Source organism: Usitatibacter rugosus, assembly GCF_013003965.1.
Taxonomy (GTDB): Bacteria; Pseudomonadota; Gammaproteobacteria; order Burkholderiales; family Usitatibacteraceae; genus Usitatibacter; species Usitatibacter rugosus.
The window spans coordinates 1,751,392-1,771,180 of record NZ_CP053069.1 but is presented as its reverse complement, the minus strand read 5'-3'; the positions used below and the strand labels follow the sequence as shown (position 1 = coordinate 1,771,180).

Here is a 19,789-nt window from a genome sequence, read left to right as displayed (position 1 = left end):
CTATGCTCTTGCGGATATAGCGCGCCTTCGGCGCCTTTGGGACCCCTTGAACCACGGAGGCACGGAGACACGGAGGGCCACGGAGAAATTGCAAGGCGGAAGGCTACGAAGGACGGATGTCAGCGAAATGCCCGGGTCGGCGTTGGAAGGTCATGGAGACCACACTTCGCGCCAAGCCCCTCGTACACAAGGAAATGACCGAGACGATCCTCGCGGGTGCGATCGAGGTGCACCGATTCCTCGGTCCCGGATTGCTGGAAAGCGCTTATCGGGCTTGCCTCGTTCGAGAGCTGGAGTTGCGGGGATTGGAGGTCCAGCAGGAGGTCGCCGTGCCCATCTGTTTCAAGGGCATACAACTCGAATGCTCGTATCGGGCGGATCTCGTCGTCGCGAATGCCGTTGTCCTCGAGCTCAAGGCCGTTGACCATCTCCTGCCCATCCACGAGGCCCAGCTCCTGACCCATCTAAAGCTACTCGACTATCGCGTCGGACTCCTGCTCAACTTCAACGCTGCGTACCTTCGCCAAGGCATCAAAAAACTCGTCAACTGACCCTGTTCCTCCGTGGCCCTCCGTGACTCCGTGCCTCCGTGGTTCAAGGGTTGCATTCAAGCCCGTGAGGGGTCCCACCCGCCCCCGAGGGCGACCATGAGGTCCACCGTGAAGGAAAGGAGCGCCTGCCGATTGCGGATCAACTGGATCTGCGAATCGTTCAACGTGCGCTGCGCATCAAGCACCTCCAGATACGCCGAGTACCCGCTCTCGTAGCGCTGCCGCGAGAGGGTGAGCGTCTGGCGAGCCTGCTCCACCAGGTGCTGCAGCTCGACTTCCGTCTCCTGCGCGAGCTGCACGTTGCTGAGCGCATCGGCCACGTCCCGGAACGCTTCCTGCACCGATTTGCGATACGACGCCTCGGCCTGGCGCGCCTGGGCCGTGGCTTGATCGGTGCGCGCGGCGTAGCGGCCGCCGTCGATGATCGGGCCGACGAGGCCCGCGCCCACGGACCAGAAGCGCGAGCCCGTGGTGAAGAGATCGGAGATCTGCGGGTTCGCGATGCCGAAGGCGGCGGTGAGGTCGAGCGTGGGAAATTGCGAGGCTCGGGCGACACCGATCAGCTCCGTGGCGGAGACCAGGCGCTGCTCCGCTTCGCGCACGTCGGGCCGGCGCTCGAGGAGCTGCGAGGGAAGGCCCGCGGGTGCTTGCGGCGGGATCGGCAGCGAGACCAGGCGTCCCGTGGGGACCTTCACGTCGAGGCGGCCCGTGAGCACGCCCAACTGGTGCTCGAGCGCGGCGCGCAGGCGCGCAACTTCCTTCAGCTGCGCCGACGCGGTGGAACGAAGTGAACCGGCCTGGTAGATGTCGAGCGCGGGAACGAGGCCTGCGTCGGCCCGCTTGGTGGCGAGGTCGAGCGATTCGGTGGCGGCGTCCAGGATCTCTTGCGAGGCACGTTGCTGTGCATCGAGCGCCCGCACGCCGAAGTAGGTTCGCGCGACCGTGGCCGCAAGCGTGATCTGCACCGTGTCGCGGCCGTAGCGGCTCGCGAGCAGGTTCGCCTGCGCCGCACGTTCTCCGCGGCGAAGCCGTCCCCACACGTCGATCTCGTACGACGCCGAGACGCCGACGGTGAAGGCGTTGCCCACGGGCGGCGTGTTGCCGAGCACGCGGCCGCGCGCGGCACCGAGTTGCCCGTTCACGAGCGGCACGAGGGCCGAATGCGCCTCGCGGAGCACCGCATCCGCTTCTTCCACGCGGGCCGTGGCGCCCTGGAGGTCGGCGTTGTTCGCGAAAGACTCGACGATGAGCTCGTTCAGCATCTCGTCGCCGTACACCTTCCACCAGTCCGCGGCGACCGCCGTCGGGCTCGCCGTTGCGGCTTGCGCCTCGAACTGCGTGGGCAGCGGCGTGCCGGGACGTTCGTAGTCGGGGCCAACCATGGCGCAGCCCGACACCGCGAGGGCCACCGCGATCACGAGGAAGCGCTTCATTCCGCGGCTCCCGGCTCGGCGCGCGCGGCCGCGGCGGCATCCGCCTCGGCCACCGCCTTGTGGTGGAAAGCCTCGCTCATGCTGCGGCGGCTCGCGAACCACGTGAAGAAGAGCGGCACGAAGATCGTGGCGACGAACGTGGCGATGAGCATGCCGCCCACGACGCCGGTGCCCATGGAGCGGCGGGCGGCGGAGCCCGCGCCCGAGGAGATGGCGAGCGGCATCACGCCGAAGACGAACGCGAGGGAGGTCATGACGATCGGCCGGAAGCGCAGGCGTGCGGCGTCCACGGCGGCGTCCTTGGCGCTCATGCCGCGCAGCAACCCCTGCTGCGCGAATTCCACGATCAGGATCGCGTTCTTCGCGGCCAGGCCGATCAGCACCACGAGGCCGATCTGGAAGTAGATGTCGTTCTCCATGCCGCGTGCCCACACGAGGGCGAGCGCACCGGTCACCGCGAACGGCACCGCGAGCACCACGGCCGTCGGGAGCCGCCAGCGTTCGTAGAGTGCTGCGAGGATCAGGAAGACCATCACGATGGCGAGGCCGAAGGCGAACGTGGACGCGCTGCCGGTTCGCTTCTCCTGGAAGGCCTGCCCGCTCCACGCGAGCGTGTAGCCGGGCGGAACCGCTTTCGACAGCACCTCTTCCACCGCCTGGATCGCCTGGCCCGAGCTGATGCCCGGCTTGCCGGACCCGAGGACCTTGGCGGCGAGGAAGCCGTTGAAGCGCTCCACCTGCTCGGGACCCGCGGTCTCGCGCACGCGAAGCAGCGCGCGCAGCGGGACCATCTCGCCCGTGGTGGTCGAGCGCACGTAGACGGCGCCCAGTTGCTCGGGGCTCGAGCGCTGCGACGGTTCCGCCTGGACCTGCACGCGCAATGTGCGGCCGCTCAGGTTGAAGTCGTTCACGTACAGCGTGCCGAACGTGGACTGCAGCGTCGAGAAGACTTCCTCGGGAGCCACGCCCATGGAGATGGCCTTCTCGCGGTCCACTTCCGCGAAGAGCTGCGGCGCGGTGGGGCGATAGAAAGTGGCCATGCCCTGCAGGCGCGGATCGGCGGCGAGCGCATCGACGACCGCGCGCGTGGCCGCGCCGAGGCGCTGGACGTCGTTGTCGGTGCGCGACTGGAGATAGAACTCGAAGCCGCCGGCGGTGCCGAGGCCGCGGATCGACGGCGGGTTGAACACGGTCGCCTGGCCGTCCGTGAAGCCCTGGCCTTTCTTCGTGAGCTCGATCGCGAGCTGCGGCGCGGTCTTGGTGCGGTCGTCCCAGTCCTTGAGCAGGATGAACATGGTGCCGGCGTTGGTCTTGTTGGAGCCGCCGATCAGGTCGCGCCCCGGTACGACGAAGGCGTGGTCCACGATCGGCTCGTCGGCGATGATCTTCTGCATCTTCTCGGCGGTGACCTTCGTGCGCTGGATCGAGGCGCCGTCGGGAAGCTGCAGCGTGCCGAGGAGGTAGCCCTGGTCCTCGGGCGGCAGGAAGCTCGAGGGAACGCGCCAGAAGAGCAGCGCCAGGACCGCGAGCATGCCGAGGAAGAAGAGCCCTGCGCCCAGGCGCCGGGCGAGTGCGAGGTTCACGCCCGAGAGGAAGCGCTGCGTAAGGGCGTGGAACGCCCGGTTGAAGGGCTTGAAGAGCCTGGGCTCCTCGTCGTGGACCTCGAGCAACAGCGCGCACAGCGCCGGCGTGAGGGTCAGCGCCGTGAAGCCGGAGATCACCACGGCGACCGCCACCGTGACCGCGAACTGCTTGTAGAGCTGGCCCGCGAGCCCGCCCAAGAATGCCACCGGGATGAACACCGCGCAGAGGACGAGCACGATCGCGATGACCGCGCCGGCCACCTCCTGCATCGCCTCAATGGACGCCTCGCGCGCGGAGAGCTTCTGCTCGCGCATCAGGCGCTCGACGTTCTCCAGCACGACGATCGCATCATCCACCACGATGCCGATGGCGAGCACCATCGCGAAGAGGGTGAGCGTGTTGATCGAGAAGCCGAGGATGTAGAGGCCGGCGAAGGTGCCGATGATCGAGACCGGCACGGCCAGCATCGGGATGATGGTCGCGCGCCACGTCTGCAGGAAGAGGAACACCACCCCGAGCACCAGGAGCGCCGCTTCGAAGATGGTGACCTTCACCTCATGGATCGAGCTTTTCACCACGAGCGTGGTGTCGAACGGGATCAGGTATTCGACGCCGGTCGGGAAGTTGCCCTTCATTTCCTCCAGGCGCTTGTTCACGCCGTTGGCGACCTCGAGCGCGTTGGCGCCCGTCTGGAGGAACACGGCCATGCCGATCGCGGTCTTGCCGTCGACGGTGGGGAACGTGTCGTAGTTGAGGGCGCCCAGCTCGACCGTGGCGACATCCTTCATGCGCAAGACGCCGTTGGGACCGTTGGCGCGCACGATGAGGTTTTCGAAGTCCTCCACCCGGGACAGGCGGCCGCGCGCGTTCACGGTGAAGGTGAGCGACTGGCCGGGGGGCGCGGGCTCGGCACCGACCTTGCCGGCCGCGAACTGCGTGTTCTGGCCACGGATCACGGTGGCCACGTCCGTGGGCGTGATGCCCAGGCGCGCCATCTTGTCCGGCTGCAGCCAGACGCGCATGGACGAGATCGAACCGAAGAGCGTGACGTCGCCGACGCCCGGGATCCTCTTGAGATCGTCCAGCATGTTGGTGTTGGCGTAGTCCGCGAGGTACGTGGACGAGCGCGACCCGTCAGTCGAGCGCAACGCGATCACCACGAGGATGTCGTTCGACTTCTTCTGCACCAGCACGCCGTTGCGGCGGACTTCCTCCGGCAGGCGCGGGAGTGCCACCTGCACGCGGTTGTTGAGCTGGAACACGGCCTTGTCGACGTCCGTGCCGACCTCGAAGGTGGCCGTGATCGTCATCGTGCTGTCGGAGCCCGAGTTCGAGTTGAAGTAGATCATCCCCTCCGCGCCGGAGAGCTGCTCCTCGATCGGGGCGGCGACGGTGGCGGCGATGGTCTCGGCGCTGGCGCCCGGGTACGTCGTGCTGATGGTGACGGTGGGCGGGGAGATGTCGGGGTACTGCGCGACCGGCAGCGCGAACGCGGCGATGGCGCCGGCGAGCGTGATCAGCACCGCGATCACCATCGCGAAGACCGGACGGTCGATGAAGAACCGCGAGAGGTTGCCCATGGCGCGCTAGCGCTTCGCGGTGGTCGTGGGGGCGGGGGCCGCAGCCGCGGGTGCCGGAGCCTCGCTCGCCACGGCGGTCGGCTGGACCGCGGTGCCGGGACGGACCTTCACGAGGTTGTCCACGATCACCTGGTCGCCCTCTTTCAGGCCGCCGGTGATCACCATGTCGGATCCGATCCAGCTGCTGGTCTGCACCGGGCGCGGGGTGGCCTTGCCTTCGATGACGACCATCACGATGCGCGATTGCTCGTTCTGCTGGACGGCCGCCTGGGGGACGCGCATGGCCGTTTGCTCACCGGCGAGGACGCGCACCTTCACGAACTGGCCCGGGAGCCAGCGAAGGTCCGGGTTCGGGAATTCCGCGCGCAGCTCGACGGCGCCTGTCTTGTTGTCGATGGTGCTCGCCGCGAAGTTGAGGCGGCCCTTGTCCGAGACGATGTTGCCGTCGCTCGCGATCAGCTGCACCGACGCCTGCTTGTGCGTGTTGCGGATGCGGTCGAAGTCCGGCTCCGCGAGGGAGAAGCGAACCCACACCGGATCGACTCGCGTCACCGTGGTGAGCAGGGCCGAGTCGGTATTGGCGGTGACGAGGCTTCCCTCGGAACGCAGCGACCGCCCGGTGACGCCGCCGATGGGGGCCACCACGCGGGTGTACGAGAGATTCAGCTCCGCTTCCTTGACGCGTGCTTCCGCGACGGCGATGGCCGCGGCGGACGTGCGCACGTTCGATTGCGCGGTGTCGGCCTCGCGTTGGCTCACGGCTCGCGTCTGGACCAGCGGGGCCAGGCGAGCGGATTCCTGCTCGGCGAGCTCCTTGCGGGCCTTCTCCTGCTGCAGCGTGGCGCGGGCCTGCTGGACTTCCAGCTCGTAGGGCGCCGGATCGATCTGGAACAGCGTGGCGCCGCCCGACGTGGCGGTGCCCTCCTCGTACAGGCGCTTCTCCAGGATGCCGGTGACGCGGGCGCGGATCTCCACCTCGCGCGAGCCTTCGGCGCGGCCCACGGCATCGATGGACAGGGGCACCTTCTCGAAGGCCATCTTCTTCACGGCGACGGGGACGGCGTTCGATGCGGGGGCAGGTGCGGCGTTGGCGCCGTCCTTGCCGCAGCCGGCGAGCCACGGGGCGATTCCCAGGAAAGCAGCGAGGACAACGGCACGAGGGAACGGGGCGGGGGTATCGCGCATCGGAATGCTTTCGGCGGAACGGCGGGGATTCGAGGTATTATACATACGTTCCGGAACGTATGTTACAGAATAGGACCATGCGCAAGACCAAAGCCGAAGCGGCACGCACCCGCCAGTCCCTCCTCGACGGGGCGCTGCGGTGCTTCGACAAGCAGGGCATCGCCGGCTCCACGCTCGACGACATCGCGCGAGCCGCGCGCGTGACCAAGGGAGCGCTCTACTGGCACTTCACGGGCAAGGGCGCGATCCTGCGCGCCGTCCGCGACGCGGTGACGCTGCCCATCCTGGACCGCGCCGACGTCACCCTCCTCCACGAGCGCTGCGAGGACCCGCTGGAGCGCATCGAGGCCTTCCTGGCCGCCATGCTGCATTCCCTGGAGAAGGACCGCGCCGTGCGCACCGCGCTCTCGGTGATGCAGTTCAAGTGCGAATTCGCCGGCGAGCTCGAGGCCGAGCTGGACGGCGCCCGCGTCAACACGCGCCGCCTCGTGGAAGGCTTCTTCCGGGCATACACCATGGCCCGCAGGAAGGGCCTGCTCGCCGCCGGCCTCACTCCGAGAGTCGCCGCGGCCGAGACGATGATGTTCATGTCGGGCCTCATGCGCATGTGGCTGCTCGATCCCACGTCCAAGGGCTTGCGCCGCGATGCGCGCGCGGCCATCCGGGCGCATGTCGCCTCCAAGCGCGCCCTCAACGGCGTGCGCGCCGCCGCGGCCTAGAGGCACTCGGGCGGCAGCCTGCGGCGCAGCGCCCGGTAGCCGTAGTCGCCCGGCAAGCGCGATTCATTGACGGTGAACTGGGTGATGATCGGCACCGCGAAGCTCGGGCGGTCGGGGGCGAGCTCGAGGGTATAGGTCCCCGGGGGCACGCGCCCCAGGTTCACGAGCATCGGGCAGGTATTCGGGACCGAGCAGATGACGCGGCTGCCGTCGTCGAAGAGCACGCGGATCACGCCATCCTCCCGGAACGTCACGCCCCCGGGCACGAGGCTCGCGCATCCCCAGGGCGTGCGGGCCTCGACGACGAGCTCATCCTGGTTCGTGGGAATGCGCGGCCACACGTAGAGCTGGGCGCCGGCGCCCGACGCAATGAGCATGCCCGCGAGCAGGGTGCCAGCGCGAACCGGGAACGATGGAGTCTTCCGATGCATGGTTCCATCGTAGACACGCGGGAAGGCGATCCGGTTTCACGAGCAGACACAGTTGTAAGCAATGGTGTCGATTCCAGCGTGCGATCCGCAAACCTCACCCACGCAAGTAGGGTTCGCACCCGATGCGGCGTGCTAAAAGTCGAGCATGGGAGCCCACGCGTCCATTTCCTCCCTGACCGCGGGGGAGCGGCAGCGGCGCCTTGCAATCCTGGCCACCGCGCTGACGGTCATCGTCTTCTTCGCGCTGCTGCCCTTCGCCAAGGTGCAGCTCGCGGTCGTGCCCGCGTTCATCCCCGGTTACCAGTCGGCCCTGGTCGTGAGCGACCTCATCACCTCGGTCCTGCTCTACAGCCAGGCGCTGTTCATGCGCTCGCGTGCCCTCATCGTGCTGGCCAGCGGCTACTCGTTCACCGCCGCGATCACGCTGGTCCACGCCCTCACCTATCCGGACGTCTTTTCACAGACCGGGTTGCTGGGCGCCGGCCCGCAGACGACGGCCTGGCTCTACATGTTCTGGCATGGCGGCTTCCCCGCCTTCGTCCTCCTCTACGTCCACCTCGAGCTGAAGGGCCGCGGGTCGGCGCGGGCGGCCGGATCCTTCCGGCCGGTGGTGGCTTCGAGCCTCGCGGTGACCGCGGCACTCGTGGCGGTGTGCGCGTTCGTCGCGACCGCCGCCCACGATTCACTCGTCCCGCTCATCTCCGGGCGTCGCTATACCCCCGCGATGCTGGGCGTCGTCACCCTCGTGTGGAGCCTCAGCTTCGCCGCGCTCGCGGCGCTGTGGCGCGCCCGGCCGCACTCCGTGCTCGATGTGTGGCTGATGGTCGTGATGGTCGCCTGGATCTTCGACATCGGCCTCTCGGCGGTGCTGAACGGCGGGCGCTACGACCTGGGCTTCTATGCGGGCCGGCTCTACGGGCTGGTCGCGGCCACCGTGGTGCTGGTCGCGCTGCTGGTGGAAGGCGCGAAGCTGCACGGCAAGCTGGTCCGCGCGCACGGCGTGGCGGTGGCGGCCGACGCGGCGAAGAGCACGTTCGTGGCCACGATGAGCCACGAGATCCGCACGCCCCTGAACGGCGTGCTGGGAATGCTGGAGCTGCTGGCCCTCACGCCCCTCGACAAGGAGCAGCGCACCACGGTGGGCGTGGTGCGCGAATCCGGACGAACGCTGCTGCGCATCATCGACGACATCCTGGACTTCTCGAAGATCGAGGCCGGCAAGCTCGAGCTGCGTCCCGAGCCCGCATCGGTGCGTGATTTGGTCGAACGCGTGTTCAACATCTTCTCGGGAAACGCGAGCAGCAAGGGGCTGATCCTCCGCCGCGCCGTCGACCCGCGCATTTCGCCGTCCGTGTGGGTGGATCCGGTGCGCCTGCAGCAAACGCTGAACAACCTGGTGAGCAACGCGATCAAGTTCACCCACAGCGGCTCGGTGGAGATCCGCGCCGACCTCGTCGAGCGCCGCGATGCCGAGGACATCGTGCGGTTCATGGTGATCGACACGGGCGAAGGCATTCCGGAGGCCGAGCTCGGGCGCCTGTTCAAGCCCTTCAGCCAGGTCTCCATCGAGGGCGCGCCTCGCGTGGGCGGCACCGGCCTCGGTCTCGTGATCTGCCGGCGCCTCACCCACCTCCTCAAGGGGACGATCGACCTGAAGAGCGAGGTCGGCGTCGGGACCGAAGTATCGGTTACGCTTCCCCTGCCGATTTCCGCCACCCCCGCCCCGGCGGCCTCGGAATCGGGCTTCATCGCGCCACCCGCCGCGCGGCCCGCGCCGACCCTCGAGCAGGCCGAGAAGGAAGGCACCCTGCTCCTCATCGTCGACGACCACCCGATCAACCGTGTCGTGCTGGTGAAGCAGGCCAACGCGCTCGGCTACGCCGCGGAAACCGCCGAGGACGGGCTGGAGGGGCTCGACCAGTGGAGCACCGGCCGCTTCGCCGCGGTCATCACGGATTGCCACATGCCCGAGCTCTCGGGCTACGAGTTCGCGCGCGCGATCCGCGATTGCGAGAAGCGCCACGGCCACCCGCGGACTCCCGTCATCGCATGCACGGCGAACGCGCTCGCAGGCGAAGCGGAGAAGTGCCTGGCCGTCGGCATGGACGACTATCTGTCGAAGCCGGTCGCGCTCGGGGAGCTCGCGAAGAAGCTCAAGGCCTGGGTTCCGCTGCCGCCGGCCGCCGCGGCGGAAGAGCCCGTCGCCAAGGCAAGCCCCGGGGTGGCATCCGCGGCCAACGCGCCGGACAGCGAAGCGCCCGCGATCGACCCGCTGCTCCTCGACGAGATCGCATCGGGAGACAGTGGCCTCGCCCGCGAGGTCCTGTCGCGCTTCGGCACCTACAACGCTCAGGACGTCGCGACCCTCCGGGAAGCGGTCGCGCAGGAGGATGCCCGGCAAGTCCGCCTCGTCCTCCATCGGATCAAGGGATCGAGCCGCACGGTGGGCGCCACGAGCCTCGCGCGACTCTGCGAGACTCTTGAGCGCGCGGATCCCGACCAATTCTGGAACGTCGTCCGGAATGCGATGCCGGAGTTCGACCGCGAGGTCCGGCGACTCGACCAACACATCGAACGAATGCAACAACACGCCTGATGACCGCCACCCCTTCCCCCCTTCCCATCGCGCCGCTCAACTTCCTCGTGGTCGAGGACCAGGGCTTCCAGCGCTGGGCGATCGCGCAGATGCTCAATACGCTGGGCGCCGTTCACGTCAAGTCCGCGAGCGACGGATTCGAAGCCCTCGAGGCCTTTCGCGACGCCGACCCGCCGATGGACGTCGTCATCACCGACCTCAACATGCCCGGCATGGACGGCTTGGAGTTCATCCGCCACATCGCCGAGGGATCGCGGGGCGTGTCGCTGATCGTCGTGAGCGCGCAGGAAGGACCGATCGTCGCGGCGGCCGCGCGCATGGCGGACGCCTACGGCCTCACCCTGCTCGCGGCGATCCCTAAGCCCGTGACCGTGCCGAAGCTGCAGGCCGCGCTCGAGTCCTATCGCACGCTCGAGCCCTATGCCGCGCGCCCGGCGGTCCACGTCTATACGCTGGACGAGATCGAGGCGGGCATCGAGCGGGCCCAGTTCGAGCCTTATTTCCAGCCCAAGATCCGCATCGCGACCGGCGAGGTGGAAGGCGCCGAGGCGCTCGCGCGCTGGATCCATCCGCGCGACGGCGTCGTGCCTCCTGCCGCTTTCATCGACATCCTCGAAACCAGCGGGCGCATCGATTCGCTCACCATGCGGCTGCTCGACCGGGCCGCGGACGAATGCCTGAAATGGCGGGCGCGCGGCATGCGCACGACGTTCGCGGTGAACATCTCGCTGGCACTCCTGAACGACGTGACGCTCGCCGAACGCCTCGCGGCGCTGGTGGCGCGCAAGGGCCTCGAGCCGCGGGACGTCGTGTTCGAGGTGACCGAGACCGCCGCGGCCACGCACGTGGGGCGCACGCTGGAAAACCTGTCGCGACTGCGCATGGTCGGGTTCGGCCTGTCGATCGACGACTTCGGCACGGGCTACTCGTCGATGGAGCAGCTCATGCGCGTGCCATTCACCGAGCTGAAGATCGACCAGACGTTCGTGCGCAATGCCGCGACTTTGCCGCGCAGCCGCACGGTGCTCGCGACGAGCATCGAGGTCGCGCACCGCCTGGGCATGGTCGCCGTGTCCGAAGGCGTCGAGACCAATGCCCAGCTCCAGGTGCTGAAGGACCTGGGCTGCGACTTCGCCCAGGGCTACCTGCTGGGCCGCCCGATGGCCTCGGGCGAGTTCCTCGCATGGATGGCGCGTGCGCATCCTGCACCTTGATGACGATCCGCTGCAGCTCGACATCGCGCGCATCTGGCTCGAGGGGGCCGGGCACGTCGTGACCAGCTGCGAGAGTGGCGCCGCCGCGATGCAGGCGTTCGAGGAAGGCGTCTTCGACGTCGTGGTCCTCGATTCGATGCTCCCGGACATCCCCGGAGAGGAGGTGCTGCGCTGGATGCGGCGCACCGGCAATCGCGTGCCCACCCTGTTCGCGACCGCGAGCGATACCGAAGAGGATCTCGCGAGGATCCGGGCCCTGGGCGCCGATGGCTTGCTGGTGAAACCGCTGCGCCGCGAGACCTTCCTCGCCCGCGTCGAGAGCGTCTCGCGCTTGTAAGGATTTCCGGCGCGCGGGGCGTTCGCAAGCACTCGGGATCGGCTTCCCGTAGAATCTCGTCCCTCGACGCGGTTCTTTCCGAGCGTCCCCGCCATGAAATACGACGAACAATCCATCAAGGTCCTGAAAGGCCTCGAGCCCGTGCGTGCGCGCCCGGGCATGTACACGCGCACCGACAGCCCCCTGCACATCGTGCAGGAGATGATCGACAACGCGGCCGACGAGGCGCTCGCGGGCTACGCGAAGCACATCATCGTCACGATGCATTCGGACGGATCGATCAGCGTCTCCGATGACGGCCGGGGCATCCCCGTGGGTCCTCATCCGGTCGAGAAGGCGCCCACCGTCGAGGTCGTCTATACGCGCCTCCACGCCGGCGGCAAGTTCGACAAGAAAGGCGGCGGCGCCTACGCCTTCTCCGGCGGCCTGCACGGCGTGGGCGTCTCGGTCACCAACGCGCTGTCCAAGCGCCTCGAGGTGCAGGTCACGCGCGAGGGCGCCGTCCATTCGATCGCGTTCGAAGGCGGAGAGACGGTCGAGAAGCTGAAGAAGGTCGGCAAGGCGGGTCCGAAGGAGAGCGGCACGGTGGTGCGCGCCTGGCCCGATCCGAAATATTTCGATACGGGCAAGGTCGCGCGCCGCGACCTGGAGCTCCTGCTCCGCGCCAAGGCCGTCCTGCTCCCGGGCCTCAAGGTCACGCTGCAGGAAGACAACGGCAAGAACAAGAACGAGTGGCTCTACACCGGCGGCCTCGCGACCTACATGCAGGAGCGCATCGAGGGCACCGACGGCTACGTGAGCCCGATCTTCCACGGCTCGTCGTACGCGTCGGAAGAAGACGCCACCTTCGCGCACGGCGAAGGCGCCGAGTGGGCGATCGCCTGGGCGGAAGGCGGCGGCGAGGGCGAGTCGTTCGTGAACCTCATCCCGACGGCGCTGGGCGGCACGCACGAGGCGGGCCTGCGCAACGCCATCTTCGAAGCGATCAAGGAATTCTGCGAGCACCACGAGCTGCTGACCCGCGGCGTGTCGCTCCAGTCCGAGGACGCGTGGAAGCCGCTGCGCTTCGTGCTCTCGGCGCGCATCCTCGACCCGCAGTTCCAGGGCCAGACGAAGGAGCGCCTGTCCTCGCGCGAGGCCGTGAAGCTGATCGCCACCCGCGTGAAGGATCCCCTCGACGCCTGGCTCAACGCCAACGTCGAGGATGCGAAGAAGATCGCGCAGCTCGCGATCAGCGCCGCCACCGCGCGCCAACGCGCGGGCAAGGCCGTCGAGAAGCGCAAGGGCTCGGGTGTGGCGGTGCTCCCCGGCAAGCTCACCGATTGCGAATCGCAAGACACCGACCGCAACGAGGTCTTCCTGGTCGAGGGCGATTCCGCCGGCGGCTCGGCCAAGCAGGGCCGCGACCGCAATTACCAGGCGATCCTGCCGCTGAAGGGCAAGGTCCTGAACACGTTCGAGGTCGCCGCGACCGAGCTCTACGCCAACACCGAGGTGCACGACATCGCGGTGGCGCTGGGCATCGATCCCCACGCACCCGACGCACCCGACTCGGTGCTCGCGAACCTGCGCTACGGCAAGTGCATCATCATGGCGGACGCCGACGTCGACGGATCGCACATCCAGACGCTGCTGCTCACGCTGTTCTACACGCACTTCCCCAAGCTCATCGACAGCGGCCACGTGTTCATCGCGCAGGCGCCGCTCTACGTGATCCGCATCGCGCCGCACGGCAAGGTGAAGAACGAGAAGCGCCTCTACGCGCTGGACGAGAGCGAGCGCGACCAGATCCTCGAAAAGCTCGAGGACGAAGGCGTGCGGGGCACCGCCATCCAGGTGGGGCGCTTCAAGGGCCTGGGCGAGATGAACGCCGACCAGTTGAAGGAAACGACGATGAATCCGGACACGCGCCGGCTGATCGAGATGCGCCTCGGCAGCGACGAGCGCGCGACCGTCTCGGGTGTGTTCAAGCTGCTGATGGGCAAGACCGAAGCCTCGGGCCGCCGTGCCTGGATGGAAGAGAAGGGCCACCTCATCGAGGCGGATATCTGATTCCCGAAATAGACGGGGCGAGAATAGAGGCGCTTTTTTTGGAAGGAAGGAGGGGAAGGAAAAGCGAAGGAAGGGAAGGAAAGCTCTGAAAGTGAAATGGTTGCGCCGCGTGAATTCGAGCTGCCGTCACTTCAAGTCACATTCAACGATTTCCTTCCCTCCCTTCGCTTTTCCTTCCCATCCTTCCCTTTCAAATCGGCGCCCGTCCTACAACGACGCACACTAGACTCACCACATGAGCAAGAAGAAATCCTCCGACGACCTTTCCGGCGACCTCTTCTCCGGAAGCACGGCCACGGCCGCTCCTCCGCCGGCACCGCCGAAGGGCGGCGGCAACTCCGCCCCACCCGTCGATCCCTCGCAGCCGTCCCTCGCCGAGTTCGCGTCGCGCGCCTATCTCGCTTATGCGATGAGCGTCGTGAAGGGCCGAGCGCTGCCGTCCGTCGAGGACGGGCAGAAGCCGGTCCAGCGCCGGATCATGTTCACCATGCGCGAGATGGGCAATCGCGCCGACGCTCCGCACAAGAAGAGCGCGCGAATCGTCGGCGACGTGCTCGGCCGTTACCACCCGCACGGCGACGTCGCCACCTACGACGCGATGGTGCGCATGGCGCAGGAGTTCACGCTGCGCTACCCGCTGATCGACGGCCAGGGCAACTTCGGCTCGCGCGACGGCGATTCGCCGGCGGCCTACCGCTACACCGAGGTGCGCCTCACGCCGTTCGCCGAGCATGTGCTGCTCTCGGAGCTCGATCGCGGCACCGTCGACTTCATCCCCAACTACAACGGCGAGTTCCAGGAACCGAAGCTGCTGCCGGCGCGCCTGCCGGTGATGCTGCTGAACGGCGCCTCGGGCATCGCGGTCGGCATGGCCACCGAGATCCCGCCGCACAACCTGAGGGAAGTGGCCGAGGCCTGCGCGTTGACGCTCGAGGCCGGCGAAGACGCGAAGCCGGTCATTCGCACGATCAAGGGGCCGGACTTCCCCGGCGGCGGGCAGATCATCTCGTCGCGCGAGGAGATCAAGAAAGGCTACGAGACCGGCCGCGGCGGCGTGCGCGTGCGCGCCCGCTGGACCGTGGAGAAGCTCGCGCGCGGCCAGTACCGCATCGCCGTGACCGAGCTGCCGCCCAACACCAACGCCGCCAAGGTGCTGGGCGAGATCGACGACCTCATCAACCCGAAGTCCAAGGCCGGCAAGAAGTCGCTCACGCCCGAACAGCAGAACCTGAAGGCCGCGACCCTCGCGTTGCTGGAGACGCAGCGCGACGACTCCGACGGCGAGCATCCGGTGCGCATCCTCTTCGAGCCGCGCACCAGCAAGGTGGAGCCGCAGGAGCTGATGGACTTCCTGCTCGCGCACACGTCGATGGAATCGAACGTGTCGATGAACCTGGTGACGATCGGCCGCGACGGCCGCCCGCGCCAGATGGGGCTCTCGGAGGTGATCTCCGAGTGGTGCTCGTTCCGCCTGGACGTGCTCGAGCGGCGCCTGAAGCATCGCTTCGACGAGGTCGCCGACCGCATCCATATCCTCGACGGCCGGATGATCGCCTTCCTGAACATCGACAAGGTGATCAAGGTCATCCGCAACTCCGACGAGCCGAAGCCCGACCTCATCAAGGCCTTCGACCTCTCCGAGCGCCAGGCCGAGGACATCCTCGAGATCCGCCTCCGCCAGCTGGCGCGGCTCGAGGGCATCAAGATCGAGCGCGAGCTCGCGGATCTCAAGAAGGAAGGCGCGGGCCTGAAGAAGCTGCTCGGCTCGCCCGCCGAGCGCCGCAAGCTGGCCGCCCAGGAAGTGCGCGAGGACGCGGAGAAGTTCGGCGACAAGCGCCGCACCGTGATCGAGGAAGCCGAGCGCATCACGGTCTCGATGGTCGAGACGGTGACCGACGAGCCGATCACGCTGCTCCTGTCGCGCAACGGCTTCCTGCGCTCGCGCGCCGGCCACGGCATCGACCGTGCCGCGCTCACGTGGAAGGAAGGCGACGGCCCGCTCGCGATCGTGGAGACACGCACCGTGACGCCGATCGTGGCGATGGGCGCCAACGGCCGCGCATACAACTTCAAGGCCCAGGAGCTGCCCGGCGGCAAGGGCGACGGCGTTCCGGTGAGCTCGCTCGCGGATACCCAGGGCACGGCCATCGTGGCGCTGCTCTCCTCCGGCCCCGAGACGGCCGTGCTGTTCGGCTCGTCCGCGGGCTATGCGCTGCGCGCGAAGCTGGAAGCGCTCATCACGCGGCAACGCGCCGGCAAGGCCTTCGTCTCCATCGGAGAGGGCGACGCATTGATCGCGGCCGAGGCATTCGATCCGAACGCGAAGGAAGTCGCGGCGCTCTCCGCCGAGGGCCGCCTGCTCGTGTTCCCGATGGATGAGGTGGGCGAGCTCCCCAACGGCGGACGCGGCGTGCAGGCGATCAAGCTGCACGACAACGAGAAGATGGTGGGCCTCGCGGCCGTGGGTGCCACGGGCCTCAAGATCTCCGCCATCGGCCGCGGCGACAAGAAGACCACGCTCGAGTTGACGGCGAGGCAGCTGGGCCACTATCGCCACAGCCGTGCGCGATCCGGCCGCGTGCTGGAACCGAAGGTGAAGCGCGCAGAAGGCTTCGAAAATTAAGAAGCTCGCCGCGACACCGCTGTCCATCCTCGATCTCGTGCCCTACGCGCAGGGCATGGGCATCCCGCAAGCGCTGCGCAACTCCCGCGAGCTCGCGCAGCGCGCCGAGGCCTGGGGCTACAAGCGCTACTGGATCGCCGAGCACCACAACCTCGATGGCGTGGCGAGCTCCGCGACCGTCGTGATGATGGGCCACATCGCCGACCACACGAAGACGATCCGCGTGGGGTCCGGCGGCATCATGCTCCCCAACCATGCGCCGCTGGTCGTGGCCGAGCAGGTCGGCACGCTGGAGTCGCTGCATCCGGGACGCATCGACCTCGGCCTCGGGCGGGCCCCCGGCACCGACCAGGTCACGATGCGGGCGCTGCGCCGTGGCGGCGGGCGTGGCGAGGAGTTCGATGTTCAAGTGGCCGAGCTTCTCTCCTACTTCGACGCCGCGCAGCCCGGCCAGGCGGTCAAGGCGATCCCCGGCGCGGGCATCGACGTGCCGATCTGGATCCTGGGCTCCAGCCTCTACAGCGCGCACTTCGCCGCGGCGATCGGGCGGCCGTATGCGTTCGCCTCGCACTTCGCGCCCGACGACCTGATGGAGGCGCTGCGTGTCTATCGCGAGGAGTTCAAGCCTTCGGCCGCGCTCGACAAGCCGCACGTGATGGTCGGTGTCCCCGCGATCGTGGCGGACACCGATGACCAGGCGAACTTCCTCAGCACGAGCCTGCTGCAGCGCTGGCTCGGCATGATCCGCAATCGCCGCGGTCCGACGCAGCCTCCCGTCGAGAGCATGGCTTCGCTGTGGAGCGCCGAGGAGCAGGCGATCGTCGCTTCGCGCCTGACGCTGCTTGTCGTCGGCGGACCACAGCGTGTCGGTGAAGGACTACAAGAGATCATCGACGCGACGCAAGCCGACGAGCTGATCGTCGTGTCCGAGTTCTTCCGCTTCGAGGATCGCTTGCGCTCCTATGAGCTTCTTTCGCAGTGCGGGGGAAACCGAACGTCCGCCTGACGGTCTGACCTGCTCGATCAACCGAGGAGGAACAACCCATGAATGTCCGTGACGTGATGACCCCGAACCCCCGGGTCGTCCAATTGGCCGACAGCATCCAGGCCGCAGCCGTCGTGATGCGCGACGAGGATACCGGCGTTGTTCCGGTTGTCGACGGTGGCCAGAAGCTGGTCGGTGTCGTCACCGACCGGGATCTTGCGATTCGCGCGATTGCCGACGGCAAGCACTACGGCGAGACAGTGCGCGAGTTCCTCTCCACCAACCTCATCACCGCCACGCCCGACATGAGCACGGCCGACGCGGCCAAGCTGATGGCGCACCACCAGGTGCGCAGGCTCCCCGTCGTGGAGTTCGACATGCTGGTGGGCATCGTGTCGCTGGGGGACCTCGCCGTGAAGGAAGGGTCCGACCGGCGCATCGGTGATACGCTTGAAAACATCTCGGAAGGCGTGAAAACCACCCACTAGATGCGAACCACCCTCCTCGCTGCTGCCGCGCTGGTCTTCTGCACCGGCGCCTTCGGCGAGGGGGCTCCCCGGATCCCCTGCGCCAGCGGGGACAAGGCCTGCGCCCTCAAGCGCCTTCGGGACCATCCGGCCAAGAAACTCGAGTTCTGGAAAGCCGCGCTCGCCAAGCCTGTGGGGGAGCGCATCGGCCCGGCACCGGCCGCGTTGGTCGAGCTGATCGCGTTCGACAACATCGCGAATTCATTCCCGAACAAGCCCCGCATCGGTTCGCCGCCGCCCGAGTTCGTCGCCGACGTGCGCGCCGCGTTCGACGAGATGCCGGAGGCGGTGAAGAAGCTGCTCGCCCAGCGCTACGCAGGCATCTATTTCGTGGACGACCTGGGCGGCTCCGGCTTCACGGACCAGTACATCGATTCAGCGGGCAAGGCGGCCGGCGGGTTCATCGTGCTGGATCCCACCGTCTTGATGCAGCACACGGCGAACAGCTGGGCCACGTGGCGCGACAGCACGCCGTTCAAGCCGAGCGCCAACGAGCGCCTCGAGGAAACCATCGAGACCAGGGCCAACGACAACCGCAAGAACGCGATCCAGTACATCCTGCTGCACGAGATCGGCCACGTGGTCGCGATCGGCGGGTCCTACCATCCCAACTGGAACCTCAAGCCCGACGAAATCCACTCGACGCGCGAGTTTCCGTTCTTCGAGTTGTCATGGACGCTGGGCGGCAAGCCGCGGCGCTACGAGACGATCTACGACAAGGCCTTCCCGCAGCGGAAGGACATCGTCTACTACTTCGGCGCGAAGATCCCCGCCGACCAGATGGTCGCCACCTACGAGGGCTTGGAGAAGACGAGCTTCGCGACGCTCTATTCCGCCACGCATCCCGGCGACGATTTCGCCGAGGCGTTCGCGAACTACGTGCACGTCGTGATGTTGAAGAGGCCGTTCGAGATCCGCCTCTACACGCAGGACAAGGTCGCGAAGACCTATACGGCGTGCTGGGAGCAACCCCGCTGCGCACCGAAGCGCGCGATCCTGGAGGCCCTGCTAAAGAATTAGTTGATGGTGCTGGGAGGCTGGCGGCGAAGCGCCATCTGGGCGCCGGCACCCAGGCGCTCGGCGAAGCGAACGTTCTGCTGCACCGCGTCCATATACAAATTATTGCCGCCGAAGTGCGTCTGGGCGTAGCGGTAGCAGCCGCCCAGATCCGTATCGAGGCGGCGCGACGCGGTCTGGTAGAAGGACGGCGTCTTGCGTACGAGGTCCTCGGCGGACGCGAACACCACGATTTCGCCCTTGCCCGTTTGCTTGCGCGTGATGCCGCCCGCGACGAATTCCGGGAAGAGCCGGTCGCGGCATTTCTCGAGATAGCAGCGGTCGGACATCTGCGCGATGATGTCGGCCGATCCGAGCAGGCTGCCGATCAGCTTGAAGATCGGCGAGGGAACGCGGATCGTCGCGACGGGACGCTCGTAGCCGGTGAAGTGCACGATGCTGCCCGCGACGTCGGCGAACTCTTCCATGCCGATGGTGGGCAGGTACCCCTTGAGGAAGCGCGCGCCGCGCGACACGTGCTTGCTGGTGTACTCCGCGCCGTGGCGATGACGCTTGTCCCCGCGCTTGCGGATGTAGCCGCAGTCGTGGAACAGCGCGCAGATCACACCGAGCTGGAAGAGGCGATCGTCGATGGAAGGTCCGTCGCCGCGCGAGTGCTCGTAGCCGTCGAGCAGGCGCGCCATGGCGAGCGTCACCTCGAGGACGTGCTGGAGATCGTGGTAGTCGGTGTCGCACGCGGCGTAGCCTTCGTACTCGCCGCGATAGAGGCTCACGATGTCATCGAAGGCCTGCATCAGCGGCGCCGGCTTCTCGCGCGAATACAGCCGGGCGTAGAGGCGGGCGACCTCGAGCTTCACGCACACGGGGTCGGTCGTGTTGATGCGATTCGTGACGTCGAATTCGCTGCGACGGAAGTTCATGGCGCCCAGCTGCCTCTCGCTAAACTACTGTTTTT

At 67.5% G+C, this 19,789-nt stretch carries 15 protein-coding genes; 10 read left to right on the top strand and 5 right to left on the bottom strand.

Going from position 1 to position 19,789, the window contains the following annotated elements:
* The first annotated feature begins 194 nt into the window (after nucleotides 1-194).
* Nucleotides 195-551: a GxxExxY protein gene (locus tag DSM104443_RS08720; protein ID WP_212757054.1), complete on the top strand. Its 357-nt coding sequence runs from the start codon at nucleotides 195-197 to the stop codon at nucleotides 549-551.
* 56 nt (nucleotides 552-607) lie between these two features.
* Here DSM104443_RS08720 and DSM104443_RS08715 read toward each other — a convergent pair whose 3' ends face one another.
* From DSM104443_RS08715 to DSM104443_RS08705, 3 genes are read right to left on the bottom strand one after another with little or no spacing between them, the layout of a single operon-like run.
* Nucleotides 608-1,984, bottom strand: coding sequence for an efflux transporter outer membrane subunit (locus DSM104443_RS08715; protein WP_171091330.1), 1,377 nt, complete (start codon nucleotides 1,982-1,984; stop codon nucleotides 608-610).
* A complete protein-coding gene (locus tag DSM104443_RS08710; protein ID WP_171091328.1) occupies nucleotides 1,981-5,148 on the bottom strand; it encodes an efflux RND transporter permease subunit in 3,168 nt (1,055 codons plus the stop codon). The genes DSM104443_RS08715 and DSM104443_RS08710 overlap by 4 nt, the downstream gene beginning before the upstream one ends.
* 6 nt (nucleotides 5,149-5,154) lie before the next feature.
* Nucleotides 5,155-6,333, bottom strand: coding sequence for an efflux RND transporter periplasmic adaptor subunit (locus DSM104443_RS08705; RefSeq protein WP_171091325.1), 1,179 nt, complete (start codon nucleotides 6,331-6,333; stop codon nucleotides 5,155-5,157).
* A gap of 77 nt (nucleotides 6,334-6,410) precedes the next feature.
* Between DSM104443_RS08705 and DSM104443_RS08700 the strand changes: the two genes are divergently transcribed.
* A complete protein-coding gene (locus DSM104443_RS08700; RefSeq protein WP_171091323.1) occupies nucleotides 6,411-7,052 on the top strand; it encodes a TetR family transcriptional regulator in 642 nt (213 codons plus the stop codon).
* Here DSM104443_RS08700 and DSM104443_RS08695 read toward each other — a convergent pair.
* Nucleotides 7,049-7,483, bottom strand: coding sequence for a hypothetical protein (locus DSM104443_RS08695; protein ID WP_171091322.1), 435 nt, complete (start codon nucleotides 7,481-7,483; stop codon nucleotides 7,049-7,051). The two genes, DSM104443_RS08700 and DSM104443_RS08695, sit on opposite strands and share 4 nt — an antisense overlap.
* A 145-nt stretch (nucleotides 7,484-7,628) precedes the next feature.
* Here DSM104443_RS08695 and DSM104443_RS08690 point away from each other — a divergent pair, with 145 nt between their 5' ends.
* From DSM104443_RS08690 to DSM104443_RS08655, 8 genes are all read left to right on the top strand, one after another.
* On the top strand, nucleotides 7,629-10,079 hold the full coding sequence (locus tag DSM104443_RS08690; protein WP_171091320.1) for an MASE4 domain-containing protein: 2,451 nt from the start codon (nucleotides 7,629-7,631) through the stop codon (nucleotides 10,077-10,079).
* Nucleotides 10,079-11,293 carry an EAL domain-containing response regulator gene (locus DSM104443_RS08685; protein WP_171091318.1) on the top strand — a complete coding sequence of 405 codons (1,215 nt, stop codon included), beginning with the start codon at nucleotides 10,079-10,081 and terminating at the stop codon, nucleotides 11,291-11,293. The genes DSM104443_RS08690 and DSM104443_RS08685 overlap by 1 nt, the downstream gene beginning before the upstream one ends.
* A complete protein-coding gene (locus DSM104443_RS08680; protein WP_171091316.1) occupies nucleotides 11,274-11,630 on the top strand; it encodes a response regulator transcription factor in 357 nt (118 codons plus the stop codon). The genes DSM104443_RS08685 and DSM104443_RS08680 overlap by 20 nt, the downstream gene beginning before the upstream one ends.
* Nucleotides 11,631-11,723: 93 nt before the next feature.
* Entirely contained in the window at nucleotides 11,724-13,682 is a 1,959-nt protein-coding gene (parE, locus tag DSM104443_RS08675) for a DNA topoisomerase IV subunit B (RefSeq protein WP_171091314.1), read from the top strand.
* Nucleotides 13,683-13,917: 235 nt separating this feature from the next.
* Nucleotides 13,918-16,305, top strand: a complete 2,388-nt coding sequence (gene parC, locus DSM104443_RS08670) for a DNA topoisomerase IV subunit A (RefSeq protein ID WP_171091312.1) — start codon at nucleotides 13,918-13,920, stop codon at nucleotides 16,303-16,305.
* Between the two features lie 37 nt (nucleotides 16,306-16,342).
* Nucleotides 16,343-17,311, top strand: coding sequence for an LLM class flavin-dependent oxidoreductase (locus tag DSM104443_RS08665; protein WP_246232712.1), 969 nt, complete (start codon nucleotides 16,343-16,345; stop codon nucleotides 17,309-17,311).
* 38 nt (nucleotides 17,312-17,349) lie between these two features.
* Complete coding sequence (locus tag DSM104443_RS08660; RefSeq protein ID WP_171091310.1) at nucleotides 17,350-17,778, top strand: CBS domain-containing protein; 429 nt, start codon at nucleotides 17,350-17,352, stop codon at nucleotides 17,776-17,778.
* Nucleotides 17,779-18,837, top strand: a complete 1,059-nt coding sequence (locus tag DSM104443_RS08655; RefSeq protein ID WP_171091309.1) for a hypothetical protein — start codon at nucleotides 17,779-17,781, stop codon at nucleotides 18,835-18,837.
* On the opposite strand, the gene DSM104443_RS08650 is transcribed toward DSM104443_RS08655, so the two are convergent.
* Nucleotides 18,834-19,754, bottom strand: a complete 921-nt coding sequence (locus DSM104443_RS08650; RefSeq protein WP_171091307.1) for an HD domain-containing protein — start codon at nucleotides 19,752-19,754, stop codon at nucleotides 18,834-18,836. The two genes, DSM104443_RS08655 and DSM104443_RS08650, sit on opposite strands and share 4 nt — an antisense overlap.
* Between the last annotated feature and the right edge of the window lie 35 nt (nucleotides 19,755-19,789).

Excerpts from the sequence above, each read along its gene's own strand:
- parE (WP_171091314.1), top strand. The coding sequence starts at position 11,724 with ATGAAATACGACGAACAATCCATCAAGGTCCTGAAAGGCCTCGAGCCC.
- DSM104443_RS08685 (WP_171091318.1), top strand. The coding sequence starts at position 10,079 with ATGACCGCCACCCCTTCCCCCCTTCCCATCGCGCCGCTCAACTTCCTC.
- DSM104443_RS08660 (WP_171091310.1), top strand. The coding sequence starts at position 17,350 with ATGAATGTCCGTGACGTGATGACCCCGAACCCCCGGGTCGTCCAATTG.
- DSM104443_RS08700 (WP_171091323.1), top strand. The coding sequence starts at position 6,411 with ATGCGCAAGACCAAAGCCGAAGCGGCACGCACCCGCCAGTCCCTCCTC.
- DSM104443_RS08690 (WP_171091320.1), top strand. The coding sequence starts at position 7,629 with ATGGGAGCCCACGCGTCCATTTCCTCCCTGACCGCGGGGGAGCGGCAG.
- DSM104443_RS08650 (WP_171091307.1), bottom strand. The coding sequence starts at position 19,754 with ATGAACTTCCGTCGCAGCGAATTCGACGTCACGAATCGCATCAACACG.
- DSM104443_RS08695 (WP_171091322.1), bottom strand. The coding sequence starts at position 7,483 with ATGCATCGGAAGACTCCATCGTTCCCGGTTCGCGCTGGCACCCTGCTC.
- DSM104443_RS08710 (WP_171091328.1), bottom strand. The coding sequence starts at position 5,148 with ATGGGCAACCTCTCGCGGTTCTTCATCGACCGTCCGGTCTTCGCGATG.
- DSM104443_RS08715 (WP_171091330.1), bottom strand. The coding sequence starts at position 1,984 with ATGAAGCGCTTCCTCGTGATCGCGGTGGCCCTCGCGGTGTCGGGCTGC.
- DSM104443_RS08720 (WP_212757054.1), top strand. The coding sequence starts at position 195 with ATGACCGAGACGATCCTCGCGGGTGCGATCGAGGTGCACCGATTCCTC.
- parC (WP_171091312.1), top strand. The coding sequence starts at position 13,918 with ATGAGCAAGAAGAAATCCTCCGACGACCTTTCCGGCGACCTCTTCTCC.
- DSM104443_RS08705 (WP_171091325.1), bottom strand. The coding sequence starts at position 6,333 with ATGCGCGATACCCCCGCCCCGTTCCCTCGTGCCGTTGTCCTCGCTGCT.
- DSM104443_RS08655 (WP_171091309.1), top strand. The coding sequence starts at position 17,779 with ATGCGAACCACCCTCCTCGCTGCTGCCGCGCTGGTCTTCTGCACCGGC.